This is a genomic window from Arcobacter sp., from assembly GCF_050300555.1.
In the GTDB taxonomy this organism is placed as follows: Bacteria; Campylobacterota; Campylobacteria; order Campylobacterales; family Arcobacteraceae; genus Arcobacter.
Genome location: NZ_JBNKXY010000020.1, coordinates 18,830 through 32,536, shown reverse-complemented (window position 1 = coordinate 32,536; position 13,707 = coordinate 18,830). Strand labels below are relative to the sequence as shown.

Here is a 13,707-nt window from a genome sequence, read left to right as displayed (position 1 = left end):
TCGTGACCTTCTGTCACTCAAATTGGACGGGAATTATAGACAAATTTTTTTATCTTGTCAAGTACTTTTCTTTAATCTTGGCTTAAATTTTGGAAATTTTTTACACTTCTTCAATTAATCCCGTTTTTGCGTATATTTTTATCTTTTTAATTTGATTATTCTTTGATTTAAATTCAATAAAACAATCATGTTCCAATAAATATGAGGAAGAATCATTCTCTTTATTACTAAGTCTAGTATATACTTTTCCATCACTTCCAAATGATATTTGACCTAATGAGTCTGTATCATTACATGACATATCAATATTTTCAATACCAAAATTCTTTGTTAATAATACATACTCACTATTTGAACTATTTTCTTGACAATCATTTGAAGAAAAAATATTTTTCTTACTTAAAGGGTCTTTTAAACTATCATCAGAGCCTGCATGTCCACTCATATTTTTATCACTATAAATAATATAGTATATTCCACCTATACTTTCTTTACATCTTAAAAATTTAAGAGTCCATCTTTGTTTATGCCATTTTGTATTTGAAGTGCTAAATTTATCATCTATAAAAGCTTGCAGTTTTGTTTGATTTAAATATAAGATTAATCTTTTAATTGCAGAGTTAAATTCTGAATCAATTTTTTTAGGAATAAAAATATATGAAAATAAAGAGAGAAGTAATATTACAAAAATAAGCTCAATAAGAAAAAAAGCACTTTTATTGTTTGATTTTGTAAACATATATATGTAATAACTCTTTTTCAAAATAATTAATTGTAAAAACATTATCATATGTAATTGGATTATATAATGAGACTAAATAATCTTCACCTTTATTGATTCCGTAAAATTCCAATCTTTTTTGTAATTTTTTATCATAAATCTTTACATTATTTATATTATTGTTTTTTAAAATCTCTGCAATTTCTTTTGCAAAATGATAATCATATGCAAAGTGTTTTTCAGGATTTTTAACTAGCAAGTAAATTGGTTTACTATATATAATTAAAATAGTATTTATAAAAAGTAAAAACAAAGTCAATTTTGCAATATTGTAATGTACTTTTCTAAATTCAGGCAATCGAACTCTAAGTGAGTGCATAAATAACTTTAGCATAATTGGAAGAGCTATAACTACATATGGTGCAAAATCTTCAATATAAACCTTTTGTCTAAAAGAAAAAATTAAAGAAAAAACTAAAGCTGTAATAGAAATATACCAATAAATTGAATGGGGACCTTTTATCCCTACTCTATATAATGAGTAAAAAAAGTATAAAAATATTAAAGGAGAAAATATTGAAGCATATATTCCAAATGTATCCAATAAATAACTTCTTGGTTTTCCAGCTGCATCAAAACCATAAATATACATTGATAGACCAAATAAAACTAAAGAGATAATCAATAAACTATTCTCTTTTTTACTTAGTGAATAAAAAAATAAAGCTAAAAATAAAATAGCAAAGGAATTATCAACAAATAAGAAAAAAATTAATAAGTAGTAATTATGCTTTGAATAAAGTTTATAATAATACAAATATACTAATGTACAAAAAATTACAACAATTGAACTATTGATTAATAATGATGCACTCACTACTCCAGGTAAAAACATAAAAATAAGTACATTTATTAATCTATCAATCTCTTTTGAAAAGTAATTTTCTGTAAGTAAGTACATCAAAATTACACTTAATACATATAAAGTAATAAAAGGTAATCTTATTGATATATCATTTGAACCTAAAAAAGTAGTTGTAGTTTTTGTAATATATGATAGTACAGATTTATTTACCATCACATTTAAAGCTTCATCATATGAAATACTTAAATTATTTGCAACAAAAATCAATACAACAAAAAAGGCTGCTAAGATAGTCCCAAATATATAGTTGTATAATTTTTGTTTTGTAATCATATTTTTAGAAAATTATCAATCATTTCATATCCATACTCACTCATAATTGATTCTGGATGAAACTGTACTCCATAAATTTGTTTACCCTCAATTTCAAGGGACATAATTTCCTCATCATCTAAACTCTTAGAGGTAACTCTTATACATGATGGTAAATTTTCTTTTTCTACAATTAAAGAGTGATATCGAGTCTCTGTAAACTCTTCAGGTAATCCTTCAAATAAGATTGTTTTATCACACACTTTTATTTTTGATGTTTTACCATGCATCATATTAGTTGCTCTTATAACTTTTCCACCAAAAACTTGTGCAATACTTTGATGTCCTAGGCAGATACCAAATATTGGTTTTTTATCCGCAAAATACTCAATAACATCCAAACAAACACCTGCATCATCTGGTGTTGCAGGTCCTGGAGAAATTATAATCTTTTCAGGATTTAGCTTTTCAATCTCTTCAACACTTAACTCATCATTTCTAATTACTTTTAAATCAGCTCCTAACTCTAAACAATACTGAACTATATTGTATGTAAAAGAGTCATAATTATCAATCATTAATATCATTTATTTTATTCCTTATTAAATGTTGCATTATATCAAATTTAAATTATAATTATATAATTTAATAAATATTAATGATAATCATTCTTATAATTAAGTAAATATTAAGTAGTTTTTTTCTAGTATTTCAATAATAATTATCAATTACAAAATTTAAAAGGAAAATTATGATTAAAAAAATAGCACTAAGTACATTACTTATGGCAAGTTCATTATTTGCAACTCAAGAAATAAATGTATATTCTCATAGACACTATGACACAGATAAAAAACTTTTTAAAATGTTTGAAGAAAAAACAGGAATAAAAGTAAATGTTGTAAAAGCAGATGCAAATGCGTTAATTAAAAGATTGGAAACTGAAGGTGAAAAATCACCAGCGGATGTTTTAATTACAGTTGATGCAGCTGGGCTTTATAAAGCAAAATCAAAAAATTTATTACAACCAATTAGTTCTGAATATTTAGAAAAAAATATTCCTCAAAACTTAAGAGATAAAGATAATGAGTGGTTTGCTCTTACAAAAAGATCAAGAGTTACTGTCTATAAAATTGGTTCTGGAATAGAAAATGAACTGTCAACATATGAAGATTTGGCAAGTCCAAAATTTAAAGGTCAAATTATGATTAGATCTTCAAATAATGCTTATAACCAATCTTTATTAGCAGCAGTAATTGCACATCATGGTGAAGAATATGCTCTAAAATGGGCTAAAGGTATAGTTGCAAATATGGCAAAAGAGCCAAAAGGAAATGATAGATATCAAGTAAAAGCAATAGCAAATGATATTGGGAAAATTGCAATTGTAAATACATATTATGTAGGGAAAATGGTTAATAATAAAGATATATCACAAGCAGATGCAGTAAAAAAAGTTAAAATATTTTTCCCAAAATTTGAAAATGGTGGTACTCATGTAAATGTTAGTGGTGCAGGTGTTGCAAAATATTCTCCAAATAAAGAGAATGCCATTAAATTCATAGAATTTTTAGCAAGTGCTGATGCTCAAAAACTTTTTGCAGAAGCTAACTTTGAGTATCCTATATTAAAAGGTGTTGAAGCTTCAGGATTAGTTCAATCATGGGGAACATTTAAAGATGATACAATTTCAATTAATACTTTAGGTGAAAATAATGCAAAAGCTGTAGAGATTTTTGACCTTGCAGGATGGAAATAAGAAAGGCCTTATAAATATTGAAACATTTTAATAAATTGACGATAAGTAGTGTTTTTTTAACACTACTTATCTCTATGCCAGCACTATTAATATTATCAAATATCTTCTCAAGTAGCCAAAATTGGTCTCATTTAGTTGATACTGTACTTTTTGGATACATATTTAATTCACTATATATTATGATTGGAGTTGCTTTTTTAACTTCAATCATGGGATTCACAACTGCATATATTACTACTCTTTTTAGTTTTTCCGGTTCAAATTTTTTTCATTATGCACTAATACTTCCATTTGCTATTCCAACATATATTGTTTCATATGCGTATGGAGGAATGTTTAATATAACTGGAAGTGTAACTACCTTTGTATTGAACACTATTGGTAAAAGTTTAGATGAAGTATATTTCTTTGATATAATGTCTATTGAAGGTGCAATATTAGTAATGTCATTTGTTTTATATCCTTATGTATATCTTATTTCAAAAACTTACTTAAGAGCTGAATCATCGTCAATTATTGACGTATCAAAGACATTTGGTTTTACAAATTTTCAAATATTTTATAAGGTTATAATTCCTATTTCAAGACCTGCAATAGTTGCAGGTGTGATTTTAGCAGTAATGGAAGCAGTATCTGATTTTGGTGTTATGGATTATTATGGTGTTTCTACTTTTGTAACAGGCATATTTCGAACATGGTTTGGAATGGGTAGTGTAGAAGATGCTTCAAAACTAGCTTCAATGCTTATGCTTTTTATATTTTTACTAATTTTTATGGAAAAGTACCAAAGAAAAAATATACAATATAGAAGTGCTGGAAAAGATTTTAAACCAATTAGGAAAGAAAAATTAACAGGATATAAAAATATTATGGCATTTATTATATGTTTTATTCCTTTTTTTCTAGGTTTTTTACTTCCTTTTACTCAAATGAGTTATTGGTTTTATTTATCTTATGAATCAACAATCAATGAAGAATTTTTAGATATTTTTTATCAAACGCTTTCTCTAGGAATGGGAACATCGATTTTAATAACATTCTTAGCTTTTATTTTCACATATAATTTAAGAGTACATAAAAGTAAGTTAGCAGATTATACTACGCAAATTACTAAATTAGGATACTCAATTCCTGGTGCAGTAATTGCTGTTGGGATTTTGTCATTTTTCTTACTTTTAAATAGATATTTTGATATTTTACTTGTGGGAAGTATTGTTGCAGTTATTTTTGGATATGTTGTAAGATTTTTAGCAATATCAATTAATAACTATGAGTCGGGATTTTCAAAAATACCACAAACATATGATGATGCCTGTAAAACTATGGATATAGGTTCCTTTGGAACATTTTTTAAAGTTATATTTCCATTAATTAAAAACTCTATTATGGTGAGTTTAATAATAATATTTATAGAAGTAATAAAAGAGTTACCTCTTACAATGATACTAAGACCATTTAATTTTGATACCTTAGCTGTATTATCTCATGAATTAGTTGGTCAAGCACAAGTATATGAATCAAGTGTTCCAGCAATGTTTATTGTTATACTTGGAATAGTATCTGTTTTAATTTTAGCACAGAAAATCAAAAATTAATAAGGAATCTAATGGTTGGTATTAGTATAAAAGACTTCTCTATATCTTTTGGAAATAATGAAATATTAAAAGATGTATCATTTGATGTAGAAGCGGGAGAAATTGTGACAATCTTAGGACCTAGTGGCTGTGGGAAAAGCACAATTCTACGAAGTATTGCATCACTAGAAGATAGATATAAAGGCTCTATATTTTTAAATGAAACCTGTCTAGTAAATACCTCTAAATGTAATAAAGATATTGGTTATATTTTTCAAGATTATGCTTTATTTCCCCATTTAAATGTAAAAGAAAATATTGAATTTGCCCTATTTAAATTAAATAATACAGAAAAACAAAGAAGAGTTGATATATTATTAAAACAATTCGATTTAGTAGAACATAAAAATAAACAAATACATGAATTAAGTGGGGGACAACAACAAAGAGTTTCCATAGCAAGAGTAATTGCCTATGAGCCTAAAGTTTTACTTCTTGATGAACCTTTCTCAAATTTGGATTCCATATTAAGAGCAAAAACAAAACTTTGGCTAAGAAACTTAATAAAAGAGTTAGGACTTTCAGCAATTTTAGTAACCCACGACCAAAAAGAAGCACTTTCTATGTCAGATAAAATTGGTATAATTCATAATAAAAAACTTGAACAATTTGATACTCCAAAAAACATATACAATAATCCAAAAAACTTTTATATAGCAAACTTTTTAGGTGAAGTTAATACCTTACCAATTTTCATTGCAAAAGATTTTGATTTAGACTTAAACAAAACAAATATTATAAGAATACATGAAACAATAATAACAAATACTCCAACTAATTATAAATTAAACATTATAAATAGACTTTATTGTGGAGAATATGAAGAATTGCTTCTATGCTTTGAAAAAGATTTAAAATCACAAATCAAGTTAAGAGTGTATTTAGATAGTGATATCTCTTTAGAAGAAAAAATATATTTAGATATAAATAAAGATAAAATTATAAGTGTGGAAAACTAAAGTAGTTTTCTACTTTAGTTATATTTGAAATTTAGAAATAAGCTCATCTGAACACTCTAAAATCCCACGATTTCTTAAATCATCAATTACACTTTTTGTACAATCAACATCATCAGGCCATCTTCTTTGAAAATTATCAAATGAGTTTTTATTAGTAGCATCAATCCCTAAAGTATCATTTGCTATAAAAATATCCCTATTGGAATCAATGTTATTACAAACTCTCCAAATAAGCATATAAGGATTGTTTACATCATTTTTAGCCTCATCCACAATAATTAATATTTTCATATATTCATACAAAGGTTTAAGTTCTTCAAATAGATATTTTTGGCTTCTAGTTTTATTTACTGTTATTACAGTTATTGGATTTTTTGTGTATTTATAATATTGTTTTAAATTAATTATATCACTTGAAATCTCTTTCATCTTATCTAATAACTCTTCATCAGCTAAAACTTTTATATCACTTTCAGATATCTCTTTTCCTGTACAATCAAGTCCAAGCTTACCACCAACAGCAAATTTTGGAGATGAGTGGTCAAGGGCATCAACTACACCTTTTGAAATAAATAAATCATTTATATCTATTCTATTTAAAATATATTTTGTTATCTCTTCATGATTAGTAAGTTCTGGAGCATCTTCATTTACAAAAATTGCATGTTTTACAAAACTCATTTGCCCTACTCCCCAAAAAGCGTGCATCATTTGAGAGGCATGACCAGGATATAGTGTTTTGATTTTTGCAATTATAAGATTATGAAAAACTCCATTTTCTGGCATATAATAATCAATCAAATCAGGAGCAGTTGTTTTAAGCAATGGTAAAAAAATTCTCTCAGTTGCATGCCCCATATATTTATCTTCTAAAGGTGGTTTTCCAACAACTGTTGCTAAAAACGTTGGTTTAGCCTTACTTGTGATAGCTGTTACTTCTAAAAATGGATACTCTTCTTCAAGTGTATAATATCCTGTATGGTCTCCAAAAGGTCCCTCTATTCTCATCTTAGATGGGTCAACAAAACCTTCAATAATAAAGTCATTATCCCTTGGTACATAGATATCATTTGTTATACTTTTTACAAGTTGGGCATTTTTATTTTTTACAAAACCATAAAGCATAAGTTCAAAAATTCCTATAGGAAGTGGAGCTTGTCCACACCAAATATACATGGGATCTCCACCAATACCTATTGATACTGGCATTTTTTTACCTGCAGCTTTGTATTCATGGAAGAAGTGATTACTATCTTTGTGTATTTGCCAGTGCATTCCAAGTGTATAGTCATCATAAACTTGAAGTCTATACATTCCTAAGTTTTTTAGTTCTCCATTTAAACTTGTGGTATAAACTTGTCCCATAGTAATAAATGGTCCACCATCTTGCTCCCAAGTTGTTAAAATAGGTAAATCAGATAATTTTGCTTCTTCCCCTAGCTTTATAATCTGTTGACACTCACCCTTCCCTTTGTTTTTTTTAGGAATAGTATTTTTTAGTGCAAAAAGTTTTCCAAAAGTTGAAAGCTTTTCACTAAAAGTTGTTGGTGGTTTCATTTTAAGTAGGCTTTCTATTTCACTTCCAATTTTATCACCATCACCAATGAAAAGTTTTACAGCTTTTTCATTACAAAATACATTCATTAAAACTGGAATATCAAATTTTTTTCCACTTTTTTTATCAATCGGATTTGTAAAAATAATCGCTTTTGAATCCTCTTTTTTTACTTCTATATATGCAATGTGTGGTATTTCTAAATAAATATCCAACTCATCATCAATTACTTTTAATAAATCATTCTTTTTAAGTAGCTCTATTGCTTTTTCCATATTTCCCTCTAAAGTAAACAAATAATTAGTATAAATCTTATATCATTTTATCAATAAATAATAGTTTATAATAGAGGTTTTAAATATGTTTGATGAAATAATTGATAGAAAAAACACTTCATGTAGTAAGTATGACGATTTAGAACACTATTTTGGAAAAGCTGAATTAAACCCATATTGGGTTGCTGATATGGATTTTGAAATACCTCCATTTTTACAAGAAGCTATACAAAAAAGAGCCTCACATAATATTTTTGGATATGGAAAACAAAATAAAGAGATATATTCTGCAATAAAAAGCTGGATGAAAAATCAACACTCTTGGGAAATTGAAACTTCATGGATCTCATTATGTAATGGAGTTGTTCCAGCTTATAGTGCTTGTATTGAAGCTTTTAGTAATAGAGGTGATGAAGTAATTGTTCAAACTCCTGTTTATTTTCCACTTTTTCAGTATATTAAATCTAATAATAGAAAACTATTAACTAATCCATTAAAAGAAAACAATGGATATTATACAATGGATTTGGAGCACCTAAAATCTATTATTACACCTAAAACAAAGATATTGGTACTTTGTTCTCCTCACAATCCAGTAGGAAGAGTTTGGAGTAAAAAAGAGTTAGAAGAGCTTGCTAACATTTGCATAGAAAAAAATATCACTATTATAAGTGATGAAATACATGCTGACTTAGTCTTTAAAAAATTTACACCTCTTGCTTCTATTAATGAAAATGTCGCAAATATTACTGTAACCTTAAACTCTGCTGGAAAGACATTTAATATAGCTGGCTTAAATGCTTCATATTGTATCACTTCAAATCAAAAACTAAAAGTTAACTTAGATAAAATCATCAAAAAAAGAGTTATTAACTCTATAAATGTATTTGGTTTAATTGCAATGCAATGTGCATATGAAAATGGAAATGAGTGGTTAAACAACTTGAATAATTATTTAATATCAAACATCAATCATGCCATTGAACTATTACATAAACATACTAAAATAAAAGTTTGTAAACCCGAAGCTACCTATCTTTTATGGCTTGATTTTAGTTTATATAATCTTGAGCATGAAAAAATAAAAAAGATTTTAATTGAAGATTGTAATATTGCCTTAAATGATGGAATAACTTTTGGAGAAAATGGAAAATATCATTTTAGATTAAATACTGCAACTTCTAAAAGTTATCTTAATATTGGATTAAATAATATTATTAATAATTTTAAATAAATTATTTTATATACCAAAGTATTACCTTTTTTCTCACTTTCACTTCTTTGTTTTTTTTTGTAACAAATGCAAAAGAAATTAAAATAAACTTAGTGTACAATCACTTTACATATTATTATGAAATGGATTAAGCATGTCAAATGAACTACTATTGTCAGCAACAATCTTTGTGATTGTGGGTATTGTCGTTATTTCAATATTTATACTTTCAAAGTTTGTTGGTCCTCAAAACAAAGAGGATAAAGCAAAAAATACCGTATACGAATCTGGTGTAAGTAACCCAGTTGGTGGGACTAAACTTCGGTTTAGTATCAAATTTTACTTAGTTGCAATATTATTTGTACTATTTGATGTTGAGATAATTTTTATGTTTCCTTGGGCTGTAAACATAAGAGACTTAGGATTATTAGGATTATCTGAAATGTTTATGTTTATGGGATTACTATTTGCAGGTTTAATTTACATCTATAAGAAAAAGGCATTATCATGGGAGTAGGAGCAGAATCAGTATTTGGTGATTCAGTAATCACTACAAGGCTCGACAAAGCAGTTAACTGGGCAAGATCATATTCATTATGGCCAATGGTATTTGGTACAGCATGTTGTGGTATTGAGTTCATGTCAGTTGCAGCAGCAAGATACGATTTATCGAGATTTGGAGCAGAGGTTGTTAGGTTCTCACCTAGACAAGCAGATTTGTTAATTGTTGCAGGAACAATAACATATAAACAAGCACCTGTATTAAAAAAGATTTATGACCAAATGTGTGAACCTAAATGGGTTATCTCAATGGGTGCATGTGCAAGTTCGGGTGGTTTTTATGATAACTACACAACTTTACAAGGAATTGATGCAATTATTCCAGTTGATGAGTATATCTCAGGTTGTCCACCAAGACCAGAAGCGGTACTTGATGCAATTATGAATATACAGAAAAAAGCTCAAAATGAATCTATTATTAAAGATAGAGTAAAAGAGTTTAAAGGAATACTTGATGCTTAAACCAGATATTATCGTTTCACCTAACGAAATTAAATCAACAATTAAAAAGCTTAAAAATGAAGATGGATATACTCTTCTTCTTGATATAACTGCAATTGATTATTTAAAATATCCAGATGTTACTCCTTCAAGATTTGCACTTATATATATACTTAGAGATAAAACATTTAAAAAACAAATGGTTGTAAAATCTTATGTTGATGATAACAATTTAAGTGTAGATACAATTAGCGACTTATATGAAGCAGCAAACTGGGCAGAAAGAGAAACTTATGACCAATATGGTATTAAGTTTATTGGTCACCCAAATATGAAAAGAGTTTTAAATCACCATCAATTTGTTGGTCATCCACTAAGAAAAGATTATAGAATTACAGATGGTCAAATTTGTACTGAAACTGAAGATTTGATGGATGAAATGCTTCCATTACTTAAATCTAAAGGATTTAAAGAGTCTGATTTAGAAGAGTTAATGCTTTTAAATGTGGGACCTTCGCATCCTGCTTCACACGGAACAATCAGAAACTTTATGGCACTTGAAGGTGAAACAATTGCTGCATGTGTTACAGAAATTGGTTACTTACATAGAGGTTTTGAAAAAGCATGTGAAACTCACACTTATTCTCAAGCAATCCCATATACAGATAGACTTAATTACTGTTCAGCAATATTAAATAATATTGGGTATGCAAAAGCAGTTGAAGATATGTTAGGGCTTGATATTACTCCAAGAGCTAAAATGATTAGAATCATTATTGGTGAGTTAAGTAGAATTACTGACCACCTTGTTTGTAATGCTGCAAATATGGTTGATATGGGTGGTTTAACTAACTTCTGGTATATCTTTGCTCCAAGAGATAAAGCTTATGATATTTTATCAAAACTAACAGGTGCTAGATTAACTAACTCTTACACAAGAATTGGTGGTTTAGAATTTGATTTATATGATGGTTTTGAAGAAGATTTAAAAGATGTTCTAAGAGACGTTGAAAAAGCAATTGATGATGCTTTATCTTTAGTTGAAAGAAATAGAATTTTCCAAGATAGATCACAAGATGTTGGAGTTATAAAATCAGATTTTGCTTTAAGTGCAGGAATTACAGGTCCAAATTTAAGAGCAACTGGTGTTCCATTTGATTTAAGAAAAGATAAGCCTTATTATGGTTATGAAAATTTTGATTTTGATGTTGTTGTTGGATCACATGGAGATGTTTATGATAGATTTATGTGTAGATTTGAAGAATCTCGACAATCAATTAGAATAATTGAGCAAGCAATGAAAGAATTACCAGATGGTCCTATTAATTTAATAGCTCCAGGTGTTTTCTTACCAGCAAAAAAAGATGTTTATGGAAATATTGAAGGTTTAATGAATCAATTTAAACTTACATTTGAAGGTATTAAAGTTCCTAAAGGTGAATATTATGGATTTACTGAAGCTGGAAATGGTGAATTAGGTTTCCATATTACAAGTGATGGAACAGGAACACCATATAAAGTAAAATGTAGACCACCATGTTTTTATTCACTTGCAGCTTATTCAAAAATAGTAGAAAATTCAATGTTAGCTGATGCGGTTATTACAATGGCATCAATGAACTTTATTGCAGGGGAGTTTGATAGATAATGGCAAAATTTCAATATACACCAGAGAATGAAGAAAAATTCCAAAAAACAGCAAAAAAATATCCAAAAATAGATGCAATGATGCTACCAGCACTTTGGTTAGTTCAAGAGCAAGAGGGATGGGTAAGTCCTGAAGCTATGATTTTTGTTGCTGATAAATTGGGAAAACAACCTATAGAAGTTTATGAATTTGCAACATTTTATACAATGTTTAATTTAAAACCTATTGGAACATACCACATAGAATTATGTAAAACGCTATCATGTATGTTAATGGGTGCAAATAATCTTAAAAAATTTATTAAAGATACAATTGGAATCGAACCAGGTCAAACGTCTGCAGATGGTAAATTTCACTTAAGTGAAGTTGAGTGTCTAGGAGCTTGTGGTGGTGCACCAATGTTTGCTTTAAATGGACAATACCATGAAAATCAAACAGTTGAATCTCTAAAAAATCTTATTGAGGGGTGTAAATAATGGCTGCAAATGACATGATTGTAAAAATCGTAAGTAAAAATTTTGACATTCCAGATTCTCATAAATTAGATGTTGCATTAAAAAATGGAAGATATACTTCAATTGAAAAACTTTTTACAATGACTCCTGATGAAGTGACTCAAGAAGTTTGTAAAAGTGGATTAAGAGGAAAAGGTGGTGGTGGAGCTGCATGTGGACCTAAATGGGAACTAATGCCACCAGTTGATGAAAGACCTAGATACTTAATTGTAAATGGAGATGAATCAGAACCTGGAACTTTTAAAGATAGACAAATCTTCCAATACGACCCACATCTTTTAATCGAAGGAATTATTTGTTCTTCTTATGCAATTGGAGCACATGAGGCATTTATTTATATTAGAGGTGAATATAAATGGTTTATCGATAGATTAAATGAAGCTATTGATGAAGCTTATGCTGCTGGAATTATTGGTCCAAAAGTAATGAATAAATATGATTATAGAATAGACATTACAGTTCATAGAGGTGGTGGAGCATATATTTGTGGTGAAAAATCTGCACTTATAGAATCTATTGAAGGTAAAAGAGGACATCCTAGACTTAAACCGCATGGTAAAGAGTGTGAATGGTTCTATGATATGCCAGCAACTGTAAACAATGTTGAAACAATCGCATCAGTTCCTAATATCGTTGAAAATGGTTATGAATCATATACAAAATATGGAACAGAAAAAGCTCCAGGAACTATGCTTTTTGCAATGAGTGGTCCAGTTAAAAACCCAGGTGTTTATGAATTACAATATGGTTGTAAAATGATAGATGTAATTAATGAAATTGGTGGGGGAATGAAAGATGGACTTAAATTAAAAGCTGTAATCCCAGGGGGAGCATCTTGTCCTATTTTAACTGCCGAAGAAGTGGAAAAAGCTTATTTAGATTATGAATCTATGTGGGATATTGGTTCAACTTTAGGAACTGGTGGAATGATGATTATTCCAGAAGGTACTTCTATGGTTGATGTTGCAAAAAATCTAATAGAGTTTTATCACCACGAATCTTGTGGTCAATGTACACCTTGTAGAGAAGGAACTGGTTGGATTGATAAAATTTTAAGAGACTTATTAAATGGACTTGGAAAAGAAGAAGACTTAAATACTATTTTGGACGTTTGTGAAACTATGAATGGTAAAACTGTTTGTGTTTTTGCACCAGCTGTAAAAGATATTATAAAAAGTATTGTTCAAAAATATAGACATGAATTTGTTGAATTAATAGAAAAAACAAGTATAAATTAAAAATATAAGGA

General features: G+C 28.2%; 13 protein-coding genes. 9 read left to right on the top strand and 4 right to left on the bottom strand.

All coding sequences use genetic code 11. The annotated features are described in order from the left end of the window. Positions 1–100: 100 nt before the first annotated feature. From ACQY5W_RS12310 to ACQY5W_RS12300, 3 genes are read right to left on the bottom strand one after another with little or no spacing between them, the layout of a single operon-like run. Positions 101–739 carry a type II secretion system protein gene (locus ACQY5W_RS12310; RefSeq protein ID WP_428025269.1) on the bottom strand — a complete coding sequence of 213 codons (639 nt, stop codon included), beginning with the start codon at positions 737–739 and terminating at the stop codon, positions 101–103. Continuing rightward, positions 717–1,919 carry a glycosyltransferase family 39 protein gene (locus tag ACQY5W_RS12305; RefSeq protein WP_428025268.1) on the bottom strand — a complete coding sequence of 401 codons (1,203 nt, stop codon included), beginning with the start codon at positions 1,917–1,919 and terminating at the stop codon, positions 717–719. Before ACQY5W_RS12305 ends, ACQY5W_RS12310 begins: the two co-directional genes overlap by 23 nt. Then, complete coding sequence (locus ACQY5W_RS12300) at positions 1,916–2,485, bottom strand: anthranilate synthase component II (RefSeq protein WP_428025267.1); 570 nt, start codon at positions 2,483–2,485, stop codon at positions 1,916–1,918. Before ACQY5W_RS12300 ends, ACQY5W_RS12305 begins: the two co-directional genes overlap by 4 nt. A 164-nt stretch (positions 2,486–2,649) precedes the next feature. Here ACQY5W_RS12300 and ACQY5W_RS12295 point away from each other — a divergent pair, with 164 nt between their 5' ends. Genes ACQY5W_RS12295 through ACQY5W_RS12285 form a run of 3 tightly spaced genes read left to right on the top strand, consistent with a single transcriptional unit; the run spans position 2,650 to position 6,250 of the window. Beyond that, entirely contained in the window at positions 2,650–3,657 is a 1,008-nt protein-coding gene (locus ACQY5W_RS12295; protein ID WP_428025266.1) for a Fe(3+) ABC transporter substrate-binding protein, read from the top strand. Positions 3,658–3,674: 17 nt separating this feature from the next. Continuing rightward, positions 3,675–5,252 (top strand): ABC transporter permease, encoded by a 1,578-nt coding sequence (locus ACQY5W_RS12290; protein ID WP_428025265.1) that lies wholly within the window; start codon positions 3,675–3,677, stop codon positions 5,250–5,252. Positions 5,253–5,263: 11 nt separating this feature from the next. Further along, on the top strand, positions 5,264–6,250 hold the full coding sequence (locus ACQY5W_RS12285; RefSeq protein WP_428025264.1) for an ABC transporter ATP-binding protein: 987 nt from the start codon (positions 5,264–5,266) through the stop codon (positions 6,248–6,250). 18 nt (positions 6,251–6,268) lie between these two features. On the opposite strand, the gene ACQY5W_RS12280 is transcribed toward ACQY5W_RS12285, so the two are convergent. After that, positions 6,269–8,080: a menaquinone biosynthesis decarboxylase gene (locus ACQY5W_RS12280; protein WP_428025263.1), complete on the bottom strand. Its 1,812-nt coding sequence runs from the start codon at positions 8,078–8,080 to the stop codon at positions 6,269–6,271. A gap of 85 nt (positions 8,081–8,165) precedes the next feature. On the opposite strand from ACQY5W_RS12280, the gene ACQY5W_RS12275 reads away from it, so the two are divergent. The 6 genes from ACQY5W_RS12275 (at position 8,166) to nuoF (ending at position 13,696) form a co-directional block, all read left to right on the top strand. Beyond that, positions 8,166–9,314 carry a MalY/PatB family protein gene (locus ACQY5W_RS12275; RefSeq protein ID WP_428025262.1) on the top strand — a complete coding sequence of 383 codons (1,149 nt, stop codon included), beginning with the start codon at positions 8,166–8,168 and terminating at the stop codon, positions 9,312–9,314. Between the two features lie 133 nt (positions 9,315–9,447). Next, positions 9,448–9,810 (top strand): NADH-quinone oxidoreductase subunit A, encoded by a 363-nt coding sequence (locus ACQY5W_RS12270; protein ID WP_428025261.1) that lies wholly within the window; start codon positions 9,448–9,450, stop codon positions 9,808–9,810. Continuing rightward, positions 9,801–10,316: an NADH-quinone oxidoreductase subunit B gene (locus ACQY5W_RS12265; protein WP_428025260.1), complete on the top strand. Its 516-nt coding sequence runs from the start codon at positions 9,801–9,803 to the stop codon at positions 10,314–10,316. Before ACQY5W_RS12270 ends, ACQY5W_RS12265 begins: the two co-directional genes overlap by 10 nt. Then, positions 10,309–11,943, top strand: a complete 1,635-nt coding sequence (locus tag ACQY5W_RS12260; RefSeq protein WP_428025259.1) for an NADH-quinone oxidoreductase subunit D — start codon at positions 10,309–10,311, stop codon at positions 11,941–11,943. The genes ACQY5W_RS12265 and ACQY5W_RS12260 overlap by 8 nt, the downstream gene beginning before the upstream one ends. After that, positions 11,943–12,419, top strand: a complete 477-nt coding sequence (gene nuoE, locus ACQY5W_RS12255) for an NADH-quinone oxidoreductase subunit NuoE (protein WP_428025258.1) — start codon at positions 11,943–11,945, stop codon at positions 12,417–12,419. The genes ACQY5W_RS12260 and nuoE overlap by 1 nt, the downstream gene beginning before the upstream one ends. Positions 12,420–12,433: 14 nt before the next feature. Continuing rightward, the gene (gene nuoF, locus ACQY5W_RS12250; RefSeq protein ID WP_428025270.1) at positions 12,434–13,696 is read left to right on the top strand and encodes an NADH-quinone oxidoreductase subunit NuoF; all 1,263 of its coding nucleotides are present in this window, start codon (positions 12,434–12,436) and stop codon (positions 13,694–13,696) included. The last annotated feature ends 11 nt before the right edge of the window (positions 13,697–13,707 follow it).

Bases quoted from the DNA above. Each gene is read 5' to 3' on its own strand.
- nuoE (WP_428025258.1), top strand. From the start codon at position 11,943: ATGGCAAAATTTCAATATACACCAGAGAATGAAGAAAAATTCCAAAAA.
- ACQY5W_RS12285 (WP_428025264.1), top strand. From the start codon at position 5,264: ATGGTTGGTATTAGTATAAAAGACTTCTCTATATCTTTTGGAAATAAT.
- ACQY5W_RS12300 (WP_428025267.1), bottom strand. From the start codon at position 2,485: ATGATATTAATGATTGATAATTATGACTCTTTTACATACAATATAGTT.
- ACQY5W_RS12305 (WP_428025268.1), bottom strand. From the start codon at position 1,919: ATGATTACAAAACAAAAATTATACAACTATATATTTGGGACTATCTTA.
- nuoF (WP_428025270.1), top strand. From the start codon at position 12,434: ATGATTGTAAAAATCGTAAGTAAAAATTTTGACATTCCAGATTCTCAT.
- ACQY5W_RS12270 (WP_428025261.1), top strand. From the start codon at position 9,448: ATGTCAAATGAACTACTATTGTCAGCAACAATCTTTGTGATTGTGGGT.
- ACQY5W_RS12280 (WP_428025263.1), bottom strand. From the start codon at position 8,080: ATGGAAAAAGCAATAGAGCTACTTAAAAAGAATGATTTATTAAAAGTA.
- ACQY5W_RS12275 (WP_428025262.1), top strand. From the start codon at position 8,166: ATGTTTGATGAAATAATTGATAGAAAAAACACTTCATGTAGTAAGTAT.
- ACQY5W_RS12260 (WP_428025259.1), top strand. From the start codon at position 10,309: ATGCTTAAACCAGATATTATCGTTTCACCTAACGAAATTAAATCAACA.
- ACQY5W_RS12310 (WP_428025269.1), bottom strand. From the start codon at position 739: ATGTTTACAAAATCAAACAATAAAAGTGCTTTTTTTCTTATTGAGCTT.
- ACQY5W_RS12295 (WP_428025266.1), top strand. From the start codon at position 2,650: ATGATTAAAAAAATAGCACTAAGTACATTACTTATGGCAAGTTCATTA.
- ACQY5W_RS12265 (WP_428025260.1), top strand. From the start codon at position 9,801: ATGGGAGTAGGAGCAGAATCAGTATTTGGTGATTCAGTAATCACTACA.